Origin of the sequence: Demequina zhanjiangensis (genome assembly GCF_030418315.1) — a bacterium.
Taxonomy (GTDB): domain Bacteria; phylum Actinomycetota; class Actinomycetes; order Actinomycetales; family Demequinaceae; genus Demequina; species Demequina zhanjiangensis.
Map to the genome: position 1 here is coordinate 26,121 of NZ_JAUHPV010000002.1, position 19,287 is coordinate 45,407.

Annotated in this window: 16 protein-coding genes; 6 read left to right on the forward strand and 10 right to left on the reverse strand. The window is 70.5% G+C overall.

What is annotated here, in order from left to right; all coding sequences use genetic code 11:
• Nucleotides 1-10 precede the first annotated feature (10 nt).
• Nucleotides 11-1,369, reverse strand: a complete 1,359-nt coding sequence (locus QQX04_RS02795) for an MFS transporter (RefSeq protein WP_301126081.1) — start codon at nucleotides 1,367-1,369, stop codon at nucleotides 11-13.
• 269 nt (nucleotides 1,370-1,638) lie between these two features.
• Between QQX04_RS02795 and QQX04_RS02800 the strand changes: the two genes are divergently transcribed.
• Both QQX04_RS02800 and QQX04_RS02805 read left to right on the forward strand, forming a co-directional pair.
• Nucleotides 1,639-3,681, forward strand: coding sequence for an oxidoreductase (locus QQX04_RS02800; RefSeq protein ID WP_301126084.1), 2,043 nt, complete (start codon nucleotides 1,639-1,641; stop codon nucleotides 3,679-3,681).
• A gap of 19 nt (nucleotides 3,682-3,700) precedes the next feature.
• Nucleotides 3,701-4,744: a LacI family DNA-binding transcriptional regulator gene (locus QQX04_RS02805; RefSeq protein WP_301126086.1), complete on the forward strand. Its 1,044-nt coding sequence runs from the start codon at nucleotides 3,701-3,703 to the stop codon at nucleotides 4,742-4,744.
• An 11-nt stretch (nucleotides 4,745-4,755) separates the two neighbouring features.
• Here QQX04_RS02805 and QQX04_RS02810 read toward each other — a convergent pair whose 3' ends face one another.
• The 6 genes from QQX04_RS02810 to QQX04_RS02835 form a co-directional block, all read right to left on the reverse strand.
• Nucleotides 4,756-5,139 carry a hypothetical protein gene (locus QQX04_RS02810; RefSeq protein WP_301126088.1) on the reverse strand — a complete coding sequence of 128 codons (384 nt, stop codon included), beginning with the start codon at nucleotides 5,137-5,139 and terminating at the stop codon, nucleotides 4,756-4,758.
• 132 nt (nucleotides 5,140-5,271) lie between these two features.
• Nucleotides 5,272-7,248 (reverse strand): NAD(P)/FAD-dependent oxidoreductase, encoded by a 1,977-nt coding sequence (locus tag QQX04_RS02815; RefSeq protein ID WP_301126090.1) that lies wholly within the window; start codon nucleotides 7,246-7,248, stop codon nucleotides 5,272-5,274.
• A gap of 238 nt (nucleotides 7,249-7,486) precedes the next feature.
• Nucleotides 7,487-9,091: an MDR family MFS transporter gene (locus QQX04_RS02820; RefSeq protein WP_301126092.1), complete on the reverse strand. Its 1,605-nt coding sequence runs from the start codon at nucleotides 9,089-9,091 to the stop codon at nucleotides 7,487-7,489.
• Between the two features lie 83 nt (nucleotides 9,092-9,174).
• Nucleotides 9,175-9,798: a TetR/AcrR family transcriptional regulator gene (locus QQX04_RS02825; RefSeq protein WP_301126094.1), complete on the reverse strand. Its 624-nt coding sequence runs from the start codon at nucleotides 9,796-9,798 to the stop codon at nucleotides 9,175-9,177.
• Nucleotides 9,799-9,877: 79 nt separating this feature from the next.
• Entirely contained in the window at nucleotides 9,878-10,948 is a 1,071-nt protein-coding gene (locus QQX04_RS02830; protein ID WP_301126096.1) for an alpha/beta hydrolase, read from the reverse strand.
• Between the two features lie 23 nt (nucleotides 10,949-10,971).
• Entirely contained in the window at nucleotides 10,972-11,439 is a 468-nt protein-coding gene (locus QQX04_RS02835; RefSeq protein WP_301126098.1) for a VanZ family protein, read from the reverse strand.
• 141 nt (nucleotides 11,440-11,580) lie between these two features.
• Between QQX04_RS02835 and QQX04_RS02840 the strand changes: the two genes are divergently transcribed.
• On the forward strand, nucleotides 11,581-12,498 hold the full coding sequence (locus QQX04_RS02840) for an oxidoreductase (protein ID WP_301126100.1): 918 nt from the start codon (nucleotides 11,581-11,583) through the stop codon (nucleotides 12,496-12,498).
• 69 nt (nucleotides 12,499-12,567) lie between these two features.
• On the opposite strand, the gene QQX04_RS02845 is transcribed toward QQX04_RS02840, so the two are convergent.
• The 3 genes from QQX04_RS02845 to QQX04_RS02855 all read right to left on the reverse strand — a co-directional run bounded on the left by QQX04_RS02845 (nucleotide 12,568) and on the right by QQX04_RS02855 (nucleotide 16,304).
• The gene (locus QQX04_RS02845) at nucleotides 12,568-13,440 is read right to left on the reverse strand and encodes an aldo/keto reductase (RefSeq protein WP_301126102.1); all 873 of its coding nucleotides are present in this window, start codon (nucleotides 13,438-13,440) and stop codon (nucleotides 12,568-12,570) included.
• An 85-nt stretch (nucleotides 13,441-13,525) separates the two neighbouring features.
• Nucleotides 13,526-15,817: a heavy metal translocating P-type ATPase gene (locus QQX04_RS02850; RefSeq protein ID WP_301126104.1), complete on the reverse strand. Its 2,292-nt coding sequence runs from the start codon at nucleotides 15,815-15,817 to the stop codon at nucleotides 13,526-13,528.
• Between the two features lie 118 nt (nucleotides 15,818-15,935).
• Nucleotides 15,936-16,304: a hypothetical protein gene (locus QQX04_RS02855; RefSeq protein WP_301126106.1), complete on the reverse strand. Its 369-nt coding sequence runs from the start codon at nucleotides 16,302-16,304 to the stop codon at nucleotides 15,936-15,938.
• A 287-nt stretch (nucleotides 16,305-16,591) separates the two neighbouring features.
• Between QQX04_RS02855 and QQX04_RS02860 the strand changes: the two genes are divergently transcribed.
• The 3 genes from QQX04_RS02860 to QQX04_RS02870 are packed head-to-tail and all read left to right on the forward strand — an operon-like array spanning nucleotide 16,592 to nucleotide 19,285.
• Nucleotides 16,592-17,023, forward strand: coding sequence for a hypothetical protein (locus QQX04_RS02860; RefSeq protein WP_301126108.1), 432 nt, complete (start codon nucleotides 16,592-16,594; stop codon nucleotides 17,021-17,023).
• Nucleotides 17,020-17,943: a V-type ATPase subunit gene (locus tag QQX04_RS02865; protein WP_301126110.1), complete on the forward strand. Its 924-nt coding sequence runs from the start codon at nucleotides 17,020-17,022 to the stop codon at nucleotides 17,941-17,943. Before QQX04_RS02860 ends, QQX04_RS02865 begins: the two co-directional genes overlap by 4 nt.
• Nucleotides 17,930-19,285: a V-type ATPase 116kDa subunit family protein gene (locus tag QQX04_RS02870; protein ID WP_301126112.1), complete on the forward strand. Its 1,356-nt coding sequence runs from the start codon at nucleotides 17,930-17,932 to the stop codon at nucleotides 19,283-19,285. The genes QQX04_RS02865 and QQX04_RS02870 overlap by 14 nt, the downstream gene beginning before the upstream one ends.
• The last annotated feature ends 2 nt before the right edge of the window (nucleotides 19,286-19,287 follow it).

A 19,287-nucleotide genomic window follows, 5' to 3' on the forward strand; every position in this document is an offset into this window, starting at 1 on the left:
GCGCTGCAGGTCAGCGCTCGCGGCGTCGCCTGAGCACCTCGCGAAGTGGCGGAACGATGACGCCGGCCTCAGCCATCTCGAGGCGGGTGCGCCGCCTGTTGCGCAGCACCCCTGAGACGCCCACCAGCCACGGCACGAGCAGCGCCGCGAACGCGATCCTGTACTCGTCGAGCGAGTAGACGGAGCTGCCTGCCGGTGAGGCGACCTGGAGCACCAGTCCGACCAGGAGCACCGAGGCGATGGTGGAGACGAAGCCGCCCATGTTCACGAACCCGGTCGCGGTGCCGAGCTGCGCGCGGGGCGCGAACGTGCGTGCGTAGTCCATTCCGATGAGGGATACCGGACCACCCGCGCCCACTACGCCCATGAAGATCACGAGCTCCCACATGGGCCGCGGCGTCGACGGCACGAGAAGCACGACCCACGCGATCGCTGTCGCGACGGCAGAGCCGAGCACCATCCAGCTGCGCCTGAGCGGATGCCTCGCGGTGTACGACCCCGCGATGGGGCCGGCCACCATCTTCGCGATCGTCAGCACCGTGAGCAGCGCCGACGCCTCGGCGCGCGTGAGCTCCTGCGCCGTGATGAAGAACGGGACGCCCCACAGAAGCGCGAGGGTGTTCGCGGAGAACAGGCTCGTGAAGTGCGTCCAGAAGCCCAGACGGGTTCCCGCCGGCGACATCGCGAGGCGCACCTGGGAGGCGAACCTCTCGCGTTCGGGGGCGGCGACAGCAGCCTCGGAGCCGGGGCCTTCGGCGACCACCACGTCGTCTTGGCCGACAGCGCCGGGCCGAGGCTCGCGTACGCCCACCGCGGCGACGACTGCGATGACGACGCCTGCGATCGCGAGCGCGACGAAGGCCACGGTCCACCCGTAGGCGGCGAGCAGCCAGGCCACCGGGATCGCGGTCGCGAGCTGGCCGGTCTGGCCGACGAAGCCGGTGACCTGGACCATGAGGGGCGCCCGACGCGGCGGGAACCAGTGCGCGACCAGGCGGCATGCGGCGATGAAGATCGGGGCGTCGCCCGCGCCGAGCAGGATGCGCGCGGCGATCGCTGTGGGATAGCTGTCCGCGAGCGCGAGCATGAGCTGGCCGACTGCCATGACGAGCGAGCCGATCACGATGACCCGCTTCGCCCCGAAACGGTCGAGCAGGGCGCCTGCGGGGAGCTGGAGCGCCGCGTAGGTGGCGATCTGCGCCACGGAGAGCATCGCAAGCCCGGTGGCCTGGATGTCGAAGCGGTCGAAGGCCTCGACGCCCGCGACGCCGAGCGCGGTGCGGTGCACCACTGCGAGGAAGTAGGCGCCGATGGCGGCTGCCATCACGAACCAGGCCTGACGGGGGACGCGCTCGACGGCGTCGGTCATGGCGGTCCTCCGTCCTGTGAGGAGGTGGGATCCGGGGAGGTCCTGAGGGGCGCGTTCACTGTAACCGACGCCGGATGCCGGTTTCGGCCCTGGAGGTCCCGGGGCCGCGACGGTCCGCGCTCGCCGGCGCAGACGGTTGACGCGTCAACTCATCACCCCTGGCAGACCCCTGGATCAGCGCCGGGACCTTGGTCGCTTACTCGTGTAAGCGCACAGACGTACCGTGACAGCGTCCACCCCGTCACCGACGATCCGAGGGACCAGACCACATGACCGCACTCTCCACGCCCCGCGTCCGCGCGGAGCAGCCCACCGACGTCCTCTTCGAGCCCTACATGCTCGGGAAGCTCCGCCTCAAGAACCGCTTCGCGATGGCCCCCATGGGCCCGCTCGGGTTCTCCGACGCCGACGGCGGCTGGAACGCCCGCGGCATCGAGTACTACGTGGCCCGCGCCAAGGGCGGCACCGGCCTCATCATCACCGGCGTCACCTTCTGCGAGAACCCCGCCGAGGACGTGCCCCGCCCGTCCGTCGCCTCCTCCGTGGTGAACCCCGGCCACTTCATCCGCACCTCCAACGAGATGACCGAGCGCGTCCACGCGTACGACGCGAAGATCATGCTGCAGATCTCCCCCGGATTCGGTCGCGTGATCATGCCGCAGTTCATCAAGCCCGGGAACCTGCCCGTCGCGCCGTCCGAGATCCCCTACCGCTGGGGCGAGCAGACCTGCCGCGAGATGACGGTCGAGGAGATCCACACCACCGTCAAGAACGCTGGCAAGGGCGCCTTCAACGCACAGCGCGGCGGCTTCGACGGCATCCAGATCCACGCGGTCCACGAGGGCTACCTCCTGGACCAGTTCGCGATCTCGATGTTCAACCAGCGCACCGACTCCTACGGCGGCTCGCTCGAGAACCGCCTGCGCTTCGCGCGCGAGGTGCTCGAGGAGATCAAGACGCGTTGCGGCGACGACTACCCCGTCACCCTGCGCTTCTCCCCCAAGTCCATGATCAAGGACTGGCGCGTGGGCGCGATGCCCGGCGAGGAGTTCGAGGAGATGGGCCGCGACATCGAGGAGGGCATCGAGGCCGCTCGCCTGCTCACAGACTGGGGCTACGACGCGATCGACCTGGACGTCGGCTCCTACGACTCCTGGTACTGGTCGCACCCGCCGATGTACCAGGAGAAGGGCCTCTACATGCCCTACTCCAAGCAGGTGAAGGACGCCCTGCCCGACGTGCCCGTGATCCTCGCCGGCCGCATGGACGACGGCGACCGCGCCGTCCGCGCCGTCAAGGAGGGCTTCGCCGACCTGATCAGCCTCGGCCGCCCGCTGCTCGCCGACCCTGAGTGGGTCAACAAGCTGCGCGCCGGACGCACCGAGACGATCCGCCCCTGCATCTCCTGCCAGGAAGGCTGCATGGGCCGCATCCAGGCGTACAACTCGCTCAACTGCGCCGTGAACCCCGAGGCGGGCCGCGAGGCCGACCGCAAGGTCCGCCCCGCGCTGCGCGCCAAGAAGGTCATGATCATCGGCGGCGGCATGTCCGGGCTCGAGGCGGCACGCGTGCTCGCCGAGCGTGGGCACCGCCCCGAGGTGTTCGAGGCCGGCGACAGGCTCGGAGGCGTGGTCGTCGCGGGCGGCATGCCATCCTTCAAGGAGGACGACCACGACCTCATCGCCTGGTACGCGAGCCAGCTCGAGGAGCTCCAGGTGCCCGTGCACCTGAACACCCCGGTCACCGAGCAGATGATCGACGAGACCGACGCGGACCACGTGATCCTCGCCACCGGCTCGAGCCCACGCACGCTCGACCTGGGCGACGCCGTGCCCGTCACCGAGGCCATCGACGCGCTCATGGACCCGGCGCCCCTCGCGGGCAAGCGGGTCGCGATCGTGGGCGGCGGCCTCACCGGCTGCGAGCTCGCGCTCCACCTCAAGGAGCTCGATGAAACCACGCAGGTCACCATCGTCGAGGCGGGCGCCGACGTGCTGTCCATGTCCGGCCCGCTCTGCCACGCGAACCACGACATGCTGCACGACCTCGTCACCTACAAGGGCGTGGAGGTCGTCGCGAACGCGTTCGCGCAGCGCACCACCGAGACCGGCCTTGAGGTCAAGGTCCAGGACGCGACGCTGACGGTGGAGGCCGACGCGGTCGTCACCGCCATCGGCTACAAGTCCTCCGCGACCCTCGCCGACGCGGTCGCCGCCTCGCGGATCCCGTTCCACGTGCTCGGGGACGCCCGCAAGGTGTCTAACATCATGTACGCGATCTGGGACGCCTTCGAGGTCGCCACAGAGCTCTGATGAAGGGAAGGTGAGCCCGGTGCCAGACGAACGCACGGCACCGGGCTCACCTGCGCCTGCAGGCGAGGGCGCACGCCGGCGCCCCACGAGCGCGGACGTCGCCCGGCGCGCCGGAGTCTCCCGCGCGACCGTCAGCTTCGTCCTCAACGACAATCCGACGCAACGCATCTCCCCCGCCACTCGGGAGGCGGTGCTGGCAGCGGCCGCCGAGCTCGGCTACCTGCCTTCGCCGCACGCGGCAGCGCTCCGCTCCGGCCGTTCGAAGCTCGTGCTCATGCTCGTCCCCCACTGGGCGTCGAGCGAGACCGTCATGCGCTACCTCGAGCTCGCGGGAAGTCACCTCGCGGAGCACGGACTCTTGAGCGTCACTCACATCGAGCGCTCGGCTCCGCTGCGCGAGCTGCTGACCGCCGTCCACCCGGCCGCCGTGCTGAGCCTCGTGCCGCTCTCCGACGAGGAGTCGGCGCTGCTGGCCCAGGCGGGAGTCGTCGAGGTCCACGGCTACATCGCCGACTTCCCCGACCGCACCCGGACCGTCACGCTCAACCAGGAGCACATGGGGCACGCGCAGGCGACGCACCTGGTCGACCGCGGCTACGACCGGCTCGTGTACGTCGCGGGACCCGAGATCGGGCATCCCATCCGCCCGGCCGGTCGCCTCGCCGGCGCTCGCGCAGCCGCGGACGAGCATGGCGTGCCGCTTGAGCACCGCACGTACCGGACGGAGGACGAGCTCGCGGCGCTGGTCGACGCGTGGCACTCCTCGGAAGGACGGCTCGGCGTCTGCGCCTTCGACGACGTGACGGCGCTCGAGGTGCTCGCCAGCCTTCGCACTCACGGCGTCGACGTGCCGGGCCACGTGGGGATCGTCGGGATGGACGACATCCCGGCGGCGCGCTTCAGCGAGCCCCCGCTGACGACGGTGCGACCCCAGCTGGGCCCTCAGGCTCTCGCCGTCGCGCACGCCACCCTGGAGGCACTGGACGTGCCGTTCGACGACACGGAGAAGGTCGCCAGCGGCGAGATGCCGGTCGCCGCGGTCGTGCAGCGCTCAAGCACCTGACGCACGGTCAGTCAGACGGCCCTGTCACCGGAGACTCGCGCACGGAACCAGTCCTGCGACTCCTCACGGAGCGCCACCTCGACGTGCGCGTTGCCGGACCGCACGGCGAGGACCACGTGCTGCGAGCCGAGATGAGACCTGTCATTCGCGTCGGGCGCGCGCTCGCCCGGGTCCACCGAGTCGATCGTCAGCACGGTGTCGCCCGCGGCGATCCGCCCCGCGTCGACCAGCCACTCCTCGCGACGCCAGTCGGATCCAAGACCTGGAACCGCGCCGTCCACGACGCGTACCCACGCGAGCGCGACGCCACGCGACTCGCGTGCCCTGCGGCCGTCGTCGCTCTCCGGGAACCGTCCGAAGACGAAGTCGACGACGCTCGAGAGATAGCCCCCCATGAATGCCCCCTTGCTCAGTAGGACCACTATGCCGCGACCGCGCGGTCGACGCGAGGCGGTCCCGCCATGAGGTGGAGAAGGTGGGGCTCCGGCGTCTCTCGACGCCGGAGCCCCTCCCCGGTCTGCAGGTCGTCAGTCGGTCGCGACAGGAGCCTGAGCGGCGAGATCTGCGGCGGTCAGGAGCGGCAGCTCGGTGCCGAGCGTGCGCGCGAGCTGGAACCCGCCATGGACGGCGGACAGGATGCTGTCCGCCTCGACCGCGTCACCGATCACGGAGACGTCGACCTTGCCCTCGAGCGCCATGCGCAGCTCGTCGTTCGGCGTGTAGCCGGCGGCGATGACGACCGTGTCGGCGTCGATCGTGGTCTCGGCGCCGCCCTTGCTGTAGGTGAGGCCGTCGTCGGCGATCTGGGTGACCCTCGCGTCGGTCACGAAGTCGATCTCGGAGTCCTCCAAGAGCTGGGCGAGTGCGAGCTCGTTGTTGCGGCAGTGCGTGACGGTCGCGAGGATCTTGTCCTCCATCTCGACCACGGTGACCGAGTCGGCGGTCTGGGCGATCATCGCGGCGGCCTCGCAACCGACGAGACCCGCGCCGATGACGACCACCTTCTTGCCGTGCGAGGCACGCCCGGTCAGCAGGTCGTTGGCCTTCACCACGGACGCGCTCTCGATACCGGGGATCGGTGGCATCGTGTGGCGGGCGCCGGTGGCGAGCACCACCTTGTCCCAGCCGCCCTCGAGGATCTCCTCGACCGTGGCGTCCTTCATCGTCTTGACGACGACGTCCGACGCGAGGGTGCGGTTCACCATCACGTCGGCATAGTCCTTGACGTCCGACTTGAACGACGGGCCGCCGGCCGCGTAGAGGGTGCCGCCCAGGCGGGGGCCCTTCTCCCACAGCTCGACCTCGATGCCGCGCTTCGCCGCGGTGAGCGCGAACTCCATGCCGCCGGGGCCACCGCCGAGCACGAGCGCGCGCTTCGGCTCGGTGACGGGCTCGATCGGGTTCATGTCCTCGGCGTAGCAGGTCGGGTTCACAGCGCACACGTAGTGCCCGCCGCTGAAGCCGGAGAAGAGGCACTCGTTGCAGCCGATGCACGGCGTGACGTCATAGGCCTTGTTCGCGGCGACCTTGTTGACCCAGTTCGGCTCCGCGAGCGCGCCGTGGCCGAGACCGATGAAGTCGCCCTTGCCGTCGGCGAGGACCTTCTCCGCGACGCCGGGGTCGTTGAGCTTGCCGGTGGTGAGCACGGGAACGGTCGCGATCTTCTTGACCTCCGCGGCGAGCCACGACTGCAGGGCCTGCGGCTGGTAGACCGTCGGGATCGCCTTGTACCAGGCCTCATAGCAGCCCATGTCAACGTGGAGGGCATCGACACCGGCCTCCTGGAGGAGACGGCTCTGCTCGAGACCCTCCTCGAGCTCGCGGCCGCCCGGGACGCCGTGGTACGGCGTGTACTTGTAGAGCACGGGGAAGTCGGGACCGACGGCCTCGCGCACGGACGCGACGATGTCGAGCCCGAACTTCATCCGGCCCTTGAGGTCGCCGCCGTACTCGTCCTCGCGCTTGTTCCACAGCGCGGACGAGAACTGGTCGATCAGGTAGCCGCCGTAGCCGTGGATCTCGACGGCGTCGGCACCGGCGGCCTTGGCGAAGGCCGCACCCTCGCCCATCTTGGCGACGAGGTGCTGGATCTGCTCCACGCTGAGCGGCTCGCACATGAGGCCGGGGAACCAGTAGGACTCGACGGCGCTCGCCGCGAGGGGTGCGACCTCGGCGGCGTACGGGAGCTGCATGCGGCCCAGGCCGGGGGTGATCTGGATGCAGAGCTTCGCGCCGGCCGCGTGGATGCGGCTCACGAGCTCCTTCATCTGCTCCATCGACCGGTCGGTGCCGATGATGTTGCAGGCCTTCTGCTCGAACTCGGTGGACACCTGGTTGGCGCCGGTGATGATGAGCCCGAAGCCGCCTCTGGCCCGCTCCTCGTAGTAGCGGATCGACCGCTCGTGGAACGAGCCGTCCGGTTCTGTGGTGGTTCCCATGGGGGCCATGAAGACGCGGTTCTTGAGCTCCATGGTGCCGATGCGGCCTGATTCGAGCAGCTTCATCGATGCTTCCTTCTTCCGGGCGCTCAGGGCGCGCCGGGGCAACCGCCGGGGAACAGATGCTCGCGGCCGTCCTTGGACGCAGGTGATCGTGTCCTCACAGGATTACTCGACATGCGTCAAATTGCGCGGGACGGAAGTCCCGAACGGAGGCCCCCGAACGCAGGACGGCCCCGCCATCCCGAGCCTCTCGGCTTGAGGATGGCAGGGCCCGCACTGCCGAAGGGGAGGGTGGGATCGGTCAGTGCGCGTCGGCCGCGACGGCCTCGCCGCGCGCGACCAGGCCGGCCTCGTCCGACAGCTTCACCTCACGCAGGAACAGCGTCAGGACGAAGCCGACCACGACGAGCGGCACGAGGTACCAGAACGACGGGGCGAGGGCGTTCGTGAACGCCTCCACGACGCCCGTCTGCACGGGCTCCGGCAGCGACTGCACGAGCTCGGGGGTGAGGCTGGAGCCGTCGAACGCGCCCGCCCCTGCGGTCGCGTCTCCGGTCACCGCCATCGACTCCTGCAGATCGGCGAAGTTGTCCGTCAGACGCGACGTGAAGATCGTCGTGAACAGCGCAGTGCCGATCGCCGCCCCGATCTCACGGAAGAAGTTGTTCGAGCTGGTCGCGGTGCCCACCTCGTGCGGGTCCACCGAGTTCTGCACGGCGAGCACGATCGTCTGCATCACCAGACCCATGCCCGCGCCGAGCACGAAGATCATGGCGCCGAACAGCACCATCGACATGTCGCCGGTGATCTGGGTGAGCCACGCGATGCCGCCCGCGGTGATCGCGAGCCCGAGCACGGGGTAGATCTTGTAGCGCCCATTCGCGCTGATCAGGTAGCCCGAGCCGATCGCGGTGATCATCATGCCGGCCATCATCGGGAGCATCAGGAAGCCCGACTGGGTGATGCCCGCGCCGGTCGCCATCTGCAGGAACGTGGGCAGCATCGCGATCGCGGAGAACATGCCCATGCCCAGCACGAGGCCGATCAGCGTCGTGATCGTGAACGTCGTGTTCTTGAACAGGCGGAGGGGGATCAGCGGCTCGGCCGCACGGTTCTCGACCACGATGAACGAGGCGATGGCGAGCACGGTGATGATGGCAAGCCCCGAGAGACTCGGGCTCGACCAGTCGTAGCCGTCGTTGCCGAGCGACTCCCAGCTGGTGAGCATCACGATGCCGGTGGTGCTGATCACCATGGTCAGGATGCCCGCCCAGTCGACGGGACGGTCGGAACGGTGCGTGGGGATGCGCAGGGCGAACCAAGCGATGACGACGGCGATGATGCCGACGGGCACGTTGATCCAGAAGGTCCAGCGCCAGCCGGGCCCGTCGGTGAGCCAGCCGCCCAGGAGCGGGCCGATCACTGCCGAGATGCCGAAGAGGGCACCCATAGGGCCGAGGTAGCGGCCACGCTGCGAGGCGGGCACGATGTCGGCGATGATCGCCTGCGACAGGATCATCAGGCCACCGCCACCGAGACCCTGGACGGCGCGCGCCGCGACCAGTTCGGGGAAGTTCTGGGCGAGCCCGCCCAGGAGCGATCCGGTGGTGAACAGCACCACGGCGATCATGAACGGCCAGCGTCGACCCCACTGGTCGCCGAACTTGCCGTACAAGGGCATCACGATGGCGACGGCCAGGATGTAGGCCGTGACGACCCAGCCCTGGTGCTCGACGCCGTGCAGCTCGCCGACGATGGTCGGCATCGCTGTGGAGACGATGGTCTGGTCGAGCGAGGACAGCAGCATGCTGGCCATGAGCGCGCCGAAGATGATCCAGACGGTGCGCTGCGTGAGCTGAACGACAGGCTTGTCGGGTGGAGCCGCCGTCTCGGTGGAGTCGGACATGAGGGACCTTTCAGTGTCTGGGCAGCCCGCAGTGCGCGAGCGCACCGGTGCGGGTAGAAGGAGAAGTGAGGTCGAGACGGCCGTCAGGCGGGGCTGCGGCCGGGAGGGATGAGGTCCGTGAGCTGGGCGATCACGCCGTCGAGGACCTGCTCGGGATCGCGGGTGCAGTCCTCGCGACCCCAGGCGACGGCGACGTTCTGGAGCAGGAGCATGAGGAGGCCGCTTCCGAGCTCAGGGTCGGCCGACGCCGCGCCCGAGGCGATGCGCTGTTCGAGCAGGGCGGCGAAGGTGGCCTTCTGCGCGTCGAACCAGGCGATCTGCTGGGACAGGAGGCTGGGCTCCTTCTCCGCGAGCGCCATGCTGCGCTTCATCCCCTCCTTGTAGGCCGCGAGCCCTGAGACGAGCGCGCGAGCCACGACGACGAGATCGTCGAACGCCTCACCCGTGGGGCCGCCGGCCACGAAGGTGTCGACCACGTCGGCGTCGATGTCGGTGCCCGGGAGCCCGAGGACGGCCTCGTCCTTCGAATCGAAGTAGTTGAAGAAGGTGCGGGCCGAGACTCCGGCCTCGGCCGCGATGTCCTCGACGGTGACGGCGTCGAGGCCGCGGGCGAGCACGAGGGTCTGGGCGGACTCGACAAGCGCGGCGCGACGTGCGCGCTTCTTGCGCTGCCGGAGGCCGCTGCTCGAGTTCTCGCTGGTGTCCATGTCTCCATAGTTGCACTCACTGCAATATTTCGTCAAGCGCATTTTTGCAGTGAGTGCAAAACTTCACGTCGCTGTGCGTTCAGCGCACGGGGAAGAACATCTGCAGACCGCTGTACACGTAGTCGTAGCCCCACGGATAGTCATGCAGATGCCCCTCGACCACCCAGTACATGAAGTTGCCCTCCGAGAAGCCACGATCCGTGTACGCGAACACATCGGAGCCCTCCCGCACCTCCGCAGCCATCGCGTCCATGTTCGGCACCGCCATGTCCTCCGAGCCCGTCGCGGAGAACACGAACACCTCCCGCGGACCGTAGCCCGATTCGCGCACGCCCTCCTCCAGCTGAGCCACCGTCGCCTCAGTCGCCGACAGGCCGCCCATCATCCCCTGATTCCAGCTGTCGCCGCTCATCGGGAGGTAGTGCGCGAAGACCTCCGTCGCGTTCTCGAGCATGTGCCACGTCGTCACACCACCCATCGAGAAGCCGCCGAACGCGCGATGCTCCCGCGACGCCTCCAGCCCGTCGGCATCGACCGACTCCGCGAAGGTGCGGAAGCGCTCCTCCACGACGGGGATCAGGTCCTCGACCAGCTCGTCCGTGAACGCCTCGACGTTGCGCTGGAAGGTGGCACCTCCTGAGCCGTACCCCGTGTCATAGGTCGGCGCGACCACGATCATCGGTCGCACCAGGCCGTCGGCGATCATGTGGTCGAAGATCGAGGGCAGCGCCGTGGGCCGCGACGGGTCGCCCATCCACGACCTGATGCCGCCACCGCCGCCGTGCATCAGGTACAGCACGTCGTATCGGGCCGACGCGTCGGCCTCGCCGTAGCCCGGGGGCAGGTACACGAGCGCCTCCTTCGCGACCTCCGACGCCCCCTCAGGGTCGTGGCGGCTCGCATACTGGACGACCTCGAGCGTTCCGGCAGCCTCAGCTGGCGCACGGTAGGCGTCAGGCACGAGCGCGGGCACCGGATCGAGCCCGGCATCCGAGCCTCCCCCGCCGGACGGCTGCGCCTCCGTCGACGGCACCGCGCCACGAGAGGCGCCATCCGGCTCCACGTCCACGGAGGAGCAGCCCGCGACGAAGGCGGCCACTGTCGCGGCCACCGCCCCTGCGGCGCCCGAACGTCGGGAATGACGGGTCATCACGGTGTCCTCTCAGGGTGGGGTCAGGGCTGCGACGGCAGAGCGGAACGACGAGCCGACGCGACGACGGCGACGCCGAAGGCCGCGCCGGCAGCGTTCGCCACCAGGTCGCGCGGATCCGAGATGCGGTCAGGCATGGGGATCTGCAGCACCTCGATCGCGAAGGTCAGCGCGACAGAGGCGGCGAACCCGCGAACCACGCCGAAGCGAGCGGCAAGCAGGCCCACGGGCACGAACAGCATGACGTTGAGCATGAACTCACGCGGAGAGCCGCTGGTCCACGTCACCGGATCGGCCCACATCTCCGGATCGAGGATTCCCCGATGCGGCTGCGCGCCCTGGGTCGCCCACGGCGTCGGCGCGAGCGTCGCGAAGGCGACGAAGCCGAGATACAGGACCACACCGACGCCCCACGCCACGTCACCGCCGGTCAGCGGACGACGTCGGGGAGGGGCGGCGTCGACCGCGGGAGCAGGACCAGGCTCAGGCATGCGGGCAGGCTACGCAGGGTTTCCGTCAAGGAAAGAGGCTGTGAAAGAACCCCTTTCGTCGGGAACTCCCCTCCGACACGCCCGGCACGGTTCGGTGGGGGCATTGGCGGGCGCTCCGCCCGCCCCGAAGAAGGAGCACCCATGTATCAGGTACCCGACCAGACCGGCAGGGTCACTGTCATCACAGGCGCGAACAGCGGCCTGGGCAAGGAGACGACGCGCAGGCTCGTCGAGGCGGGCGGAGCGGTGATCATGGGCGTCCGCGACCTCGCGAAGGGCGAGGCCGCGCGTCAGGAGATCCTCGCCCAGCACCCGGAGGCGGATCTCACGCTCGCGCTGGTCGACATGGCGGACCTGAGCTCCATCGCGCGCTTCGCGGACGCGGTTCTCGCGGACGGCGCCCGCATCGACACGCTCATCAACAACGCGGGCCTCATGGCCGCACCCACGCGGATGACCACGGTCGACGGCTTCGAGCTGCACATGGGCACCAACTTCTTCGGCGCCTTCGCACTCACGATGCGACTCCTGCCACGACTCCTCGAGTCCCCCGCGCCGCGAGTCGTGATGCTGAGCAGCAACCTTGCCCGCCAGGGACGGATCGTCCTGGACGACCTCCAGCGCGAGCGTCGACGCTACAGCCGATTCGGCGCGTACGGCGACTCCAAGCTCGCCGACCACATGATGGGCCTGCACCTCGCCAAGGTCGCCGCCGAGCGGAACTGGCCGCTCATCTCCGCGATCGCCCACCCCGGCTACACGAACACGAACCTGCAGACCGCCGGCGCGAGCATCGGCTCGTCGAAGGTGCGCTCCTCCACCGGCTTCTCCCAGAAGATCATGCCCACCCAGGGCGTCGAGGAGGGCGCGGTCGCGGTCCTTGTCGCGGCCACCGACCCCAAGGTCAACGGCGGCGACTACTACGGTCCGACCGGCCGGATGAACATGATCGGCCCGGTCGCGCTCACCGAACCCGCCAAGCAGGCGCTCGACGAGGACACCGCGGCGAAGCTGTGGGTGGAGGCCGAGCGCCTCACCGACACCTCGCTACCCTCCTGACCGGACGGGGATCCGCAAGAGCTGTGCGTGGGACCCGGGGGCGAGGCCCGCGCACAGCCCTTGCGGAGGTCAGGGGAGCTGACGCGCGCGGAACCGCGGGAACATGGCGCGCTGGAGCCAGCGTGGCATGCGGCGGTTCGGACGCCCGGTATCGAGGCCCGCGACACGCGCCATGTCCTCGTCGTCGAGGGCGAAGTCGTGAACGTCCAGGTTCGCGGCGATATGCGCGGGGTTGGTCGACTTCGGGATGACGATGAAGCCCTGCTGAAGATGCCAGCGCAGGAGCACCTGGTGCACGGTGCGGCCATGCTTCGCCGCCAACTCCGCGAGGACGGGCTCAGAGAGCAGCTGCTGGCGCCCGTGCCCCAGCGGCGCCCACGACTCGATCGCGATGCCCTTGTCCCGCAGATGGGCGACGAGCTCGGGCCGCTGGTAGAAGGGGTGCATCTCGATCTGGTTCACGACCGGCGCGATGCGGGCGACGGCGAGCAGGGCGTCGATGTCCGCGATCTCGAAGTTGCTGACCCCGACCGAGCGGATCTTGCCCGCATCCACCGCCTCCTCCATGGCGCGCCACGCGCCGGACCAGTCCGGGTACGGCTGGTGCAGCAGCATGAGGTCCACGTAGTCGAGGCCGAGCCGCTCGAGCGAGGCGTCGATCGACGCGACCGCAGCCTCGTAGCCGTAGTCGCTCAGCCACATCTTGGTGGTCACGAAGATGTCGCCGCGGGGCACCCCGGACGCGGCGATCCCCCGACCGACCGGCCGCTCGTTGCCGTACACGACGGCCGTGTCGATCAGGCGGTAGCCGGACGCGAGCGCCGACTCGACGCTGCGCTGGCACACGTCTCCGTCGGTGATCGTGTAGACGCCGAGGCCGATGCTCGGCATGGTCAGGCCGTCGCTCAGGTCGACGGTCTCGGGAAGCGCGTAGGAGGTCATAGAGCCGACGCTAGGGCCTGCCGACGCCGTGATGGGGGTTCCGACACGACCCCCCTTTCGTCCGGCGCCCGTCGGCAGCACGTGCCTAGCCATGCGCCGGCAGCAGGCTGAACGCGTCCTCGTCCTCCTGCGCGTTGTGCAGGCGCAGGACCCCGTAGAGCGCGTACAGCATGCGCCGCAGCTCCACGATGTCGTCGGGCTCCGCATCACCGTCGATGCTGTCGAGGAGCCGACGCAGCCGCCCCACCTGGTGCTCGATCTCAGCGTGGGTGCGGCTGAGCGCCATGACCGCCTCGTCGGTGCCGCGCGCCCTCGCGACGAGCGGCACCAGCCGCTCCTCGTCGGCGCGCTCATGCGGAAGCAGGTCCGTCTCGAGAGCGTCGACGAGCGCGATCGCCTCCGAGACGTCGGGGTCGTGCGCGTCAAGCGCGTCCGCCACGGACGCCACCCTCTCCACCAGGGGCGACACGCTGTCGTGCTCCTCCCGCAGCGCGGCGAGCGTCTCCTTGTCCTCCTCGCTCAGCGCGACCGAGTGGAGCCGTCCCGGCAGCACCGCCCTGAGCGCGATCCCGATCGCGAGCAGGTCGATCACCTCCTGCAGGGCCGCACCGACGGTGGGGGCCAGGTAGCCCAAGGCCGCAGCCACCATCGCGACGAGCGACAGCCCCATGCCCACCGCGACGGCCTGGAAGGCGATCCTGCGCGAGCGCGCCGCGACGGCCATGGCGTCCGCGAGCGCGTCGATCCTGTCCACGGTGAGCACCACGTCGGCGGCTTCCGAGGAGGCGGTGGCGCCGCGGGCGGCGAGGGCGACCCCCACGTCGGCGGCGGCGAGCGCCGGGGCGTCGTTGATGCCGTCACCCACCATGATCGTGGCGCCGTGGCCCCGCTCGCGGCCGAGCGCCTCGAGCTTGTCCTCAGGCGTGCAGTCCGCGAGCACCTGATCCACCCCGACGATCCGGCCGACAGCGGCGCCCACGTCGGCCCGGTCCCCCGTCGCGAGGACGACGCGGGTGACGCCCGCGCGGCGCAGGGCACGGACCATGCGGGGCGCGTCCGGGCGGATGGGGTCGCGCAGCAGGAGAGCCGCGACCACCTCGCCGTCGACCTCGACGAGCGAGCTCGCGGAGCCGTCCAGGTCGGCGCGCTTGCGCACCCGCCTGATCCAGCGCGGCGGGGTGTGGCCGGCGATCCAGGTCATGCGGCCCACGCGCACCCGATGCCCGCCGACCATGCCTTCGACGCCCTGCCCGTGCACCTCCTGCACGTCCGTCGGCATGACGACGTCGAGGCCCCGCTCCCTCGCGGCCTCGACGATCGGCCCGGCGAGCACGTGCGCGGAGAGCTGATCCACGGAGGCCGCGAGCCTCAACGCCTCCTCGCCATCGCCGTCGGGCGCGGTGATGACGTCGGCCAGCTCGGGGCGCCCGCGGGTGAGCGTGCCCGTCTTGTCCACGAGCACCACGCGACCTTGGGCGAGCTGCTCGAGCGCGCCTCCGCCCTTGACGACGACCCCGAGGCGCGCGGCGCGCGAGAGGCCCGAGACGATCGCGATGGGCGCGGCCAGCAGCAGCGGGCACGGCGTCGCGACGACCAGCACCGCGACAGCGCGCACCGGGTCGCCCGACACAGCCCACGCGGCGCCCGCGAGCACGAGCGTGAGCGGCACGAACGCGACCGCCCATCTGTCCGCGCTGCGCACGAACGGCGCCGAGATCCCCTGCGCCTCCTCCACGAGCCGCACGAGCGCCGCATAGGTGGAGCTCTCGGAGGTGGTGGTCGTGAGGATCTCCACCGGGCCGCCGACGTTGACCACGCCGGAGCGCACGTCCTCGCCCGCGGGCCTCCCGACCGGAAGCGGTTCCCCGGTGAGGGCGGACTCGTCGAAGGTCGCGTCGTCGGACAACCGACCGTCGACCGGTACCACCTCACCGGGGCGGACGAGCAGCCGGTCGCCGATCCGCACGTCGGCGACGGGGATCTCCTCGAGCCCGTCGGCCACGATGCGACGCGCCGTCCTGGGCGCCCTGGCCGTGAGGAGGCTGAGCTCGCGACGCGCACGGGCGTCGGCCATGGCCTCGAGCACCTGCCCGGTGGCCAGCATGAGGGTGATGATCGCTCCGGCGAGGGGCTCGTCGACGGCGAGCGAGCCCGCGAGCGCGAGCACCGCGATGATGTCCACCGTGGGCCGCTTCTGCGCTGCGGCCTGCACCGTGGCGGCGAGCGCGAACACGAGACCGAGGACCGTGCAGGCGATCCACATCCACCGCGCGGCCACGTCGGCGTCGACCCACCACGCGACGGCTCCGCCCGCGAGCAGGAGCCCGGACACGACGAGGACGATCATCTCAAGGTTGCGGCCCAGCCATGCCTTCATACGCTCACGGTACGCCCGTCTCCGTTGCCACGCTTAGCAGGGACGATGCGGTGAGGTGAGCCTCACCTGCGCACGCGACCTCCGACCGGCTGCCGGCAGGCCGCGATGCTGGGCTCCTCTAGACCGCAGACGACACCGACGGACGGGCCGCCAGGTGGAGCGTCTCCCCCTTCGCGAGCGCCTCGACGATTTCATGCAGCCCGGCCGCCCTGGTCTCCTGCCGCCCGTGGATCGGCACGGATGCCGGGTCGTCGGAGCGGAAGGCGTGCTTCACGTCAGGGTCGGAGAAGAACACCTCGACGTACCTGTCGTTCGCGAGGAAGGGAGCGACGCCGCGCATCCCGTGGGCGGTGTACCAGAACACGACCAGGTCGTCGGCCTCGACCTTCTCGAGCACCTGCTCCGCGTACCAATGCCACGACAGGATGTCGACCTCCGCCATCTGAAGTCCGCCGATGGTGGTCCTGACCCGCTCCGTTGCGTCCATACCGTCATTGTGCGCGCGCGTATGGGGGCGGCGCGCGTCGACAACTGCGCCCACGCGCCTTCACGCGCGCTGGCATCGCATGAGTGCCGAGATTCGGGTCAGGACCGGCACTCGTGCGATGCCAGGGCGCAGGAGCGCCCGGCGAGCCTTTCAGCGGCCAGCCACTCCCTCACCATCCAGGCACGACGACGCGACGACGTACCCTGCGGCGCACCGCTCCCGAGAGTAGATTCGAAGGAGATCGGGCGGCACGCCCACCCGAGTCCCCGCAGGCTCGAGGAAGAGAGATGCGCTGGCAGCAGATCGTCGACCGATTCCGCCCGGTGTCCGCACCAGGAGGAGCGGCCGAGTCTGCCGAGCACGTCGCCGACCGCACTGGCCCCGCCCTCGAGCTCGCACCGGTCTTCGCGTTGCTGGACCCCGACCTCGAAGCAGCCCGCCACACCCTGGACACCGCTGACATGCGCGCTGCCGCACAGCTCGACGACGCCAGGCAGCGCGCCGCCTCCCTGCTCGCCCAGGCGCGCCGCGAGGCGCCCGCACGTGAGGCCGAGGCCGCCGCACACGTGCTCACCGAGGCGGCGAAACGCGACGCCGCACTGGTCGACGACGCTCGCCGCCGCTCCCGGGACGAGCTGCACGCGCGCTCTCCCCAGATCGACGCGGCCGCGAGGGCCGTGGTCGACAGGCTCGTCGACACCCTCAAGGCGCTGCCATGAGCATCTCGTGGGTCGCCGCCACCGTCCGCGTCAGAGCCCTTGCCGCGGGGCGCGCCGGTCGCGCCGGAGCGGCGCGCCTCGCACAGTCGGACTCGCTGGACGACGCCGCAGATCTCCTCTCCCGGTGGAGCTATGGCGCCCGGCTCGGCCCCGAGACGACCGCCACGGCGCTCCAGCGCTCGGTGCGCGAGACGCTCCTGTGGCAGTTGAGGGTGCTCGCAGGCTGGGCGCCGGCGAACGGCACGGGGATCCTGCGCGGCGCCGCGGCCGAGTTCGAGCGGGACAACATCCTCATGCGCATGCGCGAGCTCCAAGGTGGGCCCGCGGAGCGGCCGTTCGAGCTCGGAGCGCTTGAGACGTCCTGGTCCACGCTCCGCCATGCGTCGAACGCCGACTCGCTCCTCGCGCTGCTCGCGAGGACTCCGTGGGGCGAGGTCCCCGCCGACGAGCAGGACCAGCTTGCTGACATCCTCACCGCGACCTGGCTGGGACGCTACGCCGCCGCCGCTCCCGGTGCGCAGGCGTGGGCCGCACGGCGCGCGGCGATCCTCACCGCCCGAGCGAGGTTCGTCGACGGGCTGGACCTGGCTCCGACGCTGCGACGGCGTCTTCGCCCTCTGCTCGGGACCGCCTGGGAGTCCACGACCGATCTCCCCGCCTTCGCCGCGTCGCTTCCGAGCCGCGTCCGCGCGGCCCTGGCGGGTACGGACGACGCCTCGGGCCTGTGGTCGGCGGAGTCCCACCTCTACGCCCTCATGGACGACGAGGCGTCGTCGCTCCTGCGCACCGGCACCCCGCGCCCAGAGTCGCTCGTCGCGGGGCTCGCACTCCTCACGGTCGACGCCTGGCGGATCCAGGCGGCGATCGCCGCCGTCGAGTCGGGGCAGGGCGCGAAGGAGGTGCTCGATGCCGCATCGTGAGCATGGAGGCCCCGTCAGCATGGAGCGGGTCGCGATCGTCGTGCTCGACGAGGACCGTGAGCGCGCGCTTGAAGCGGTGGCGCGGGCAGGCGTCGTCGAGCTGGATCTCCACGCCGCCGGCAGCGGCGAGAGCGACGAGTTCAGGCGTGCCGTCGCCGCGGGCGTGCGCCACGACCGGCTCGTCGGCTGGGTGGGCTGGATGCCGCGACCCGCGCACGGGCCGCTCGCGGAGACGTTGGCGGAGCTCGGCGGGGCGCTCGTGCCTCTCAAGACGCCGCTCGGCGAGCAGCCGCCGACCCTGATCGCGCACGGCGCGTCCGGGACCTCGCGCACTCTGGTGGACACCTACGGCGTCGTCCCCTATGCGGATGTGGACCCCGCGAAGATGGCGGCGGCCGCCTACATCGTCATGTTCGGGATGATGTTCGGCGACGTGGGACACGGCGCCCTCCTCGCGCTGATCGGGCTCTCGATGCGCTGGGGCTGGATCAAGGGACTCGCCCGGTTCCGCAGGACATGGCTGTTCGTCACCCTCGCAGGCGTGGCCGCCATGGCGTTCGGAGCGCTGTACGGCGAGGCGTTCGGCCCGACGGGGCTCGTGCCGGTGCTGTGGCTCAACCCGATGGAGGACCCGGTCCCGCTGCTGCTCGCGGCGATCGCGTTCGGTGCGGTGCTGCTCGCCGGCTCGTACGCGACAGGCACCGTGAACAGAGTGCGGGAGGGCGGCTGGGCGTATGCGCTGTACTCGCGTGCGGGCCTCGCAGGGTCGGGGCTGTTCCTTGCGCTCGGGCTGCTCGCGTGGGGCCTGATCTCGAGCGTCCTCGCGCTGGTGGTGGTCGGCTCGGTGCTCGCGCTCACCTCCGTCGTGCTCATCTTCGTGGGGATCGTGTCCTCCGAAGGGGGCGGCGCGACCGCGTTCCTGCAGGCAGGGATCGAGTCCGTCGACAGCGTCAGCCGGCTGGGCTCCAACATCATCTCGTTCGCCCGGCTCGCCGCGTTCGGGCTCACCCACGCCGCGCTGCTCGCCGTCATCTGGGAGGGCACCACCTCGCTCTGGGCGCCGGGCTGGGGCGCGGCCGCCGCGGTGCTCATCTTCTTGGTCGGCAACGTCATCACCTTCGGACTCGAGGCGCTCGTGGCCGGGATCCAGGCACTGCGCCTCGAGTACTACGAGCTCTTCTCCCGCGTGTTCGTGGGAGAGGGCCGTGCCTTCCAGCCGTGGCAGCCGCCCCTGCCGCCGGAGCGGGACGTCGACGCGGACGGCCGCGCCGACGATGCCCCGTCACCCACACCGCCCCTCGTCCCCGCACCTGCCCCGTCCGCGCCGCACCGAAAGGACTGACC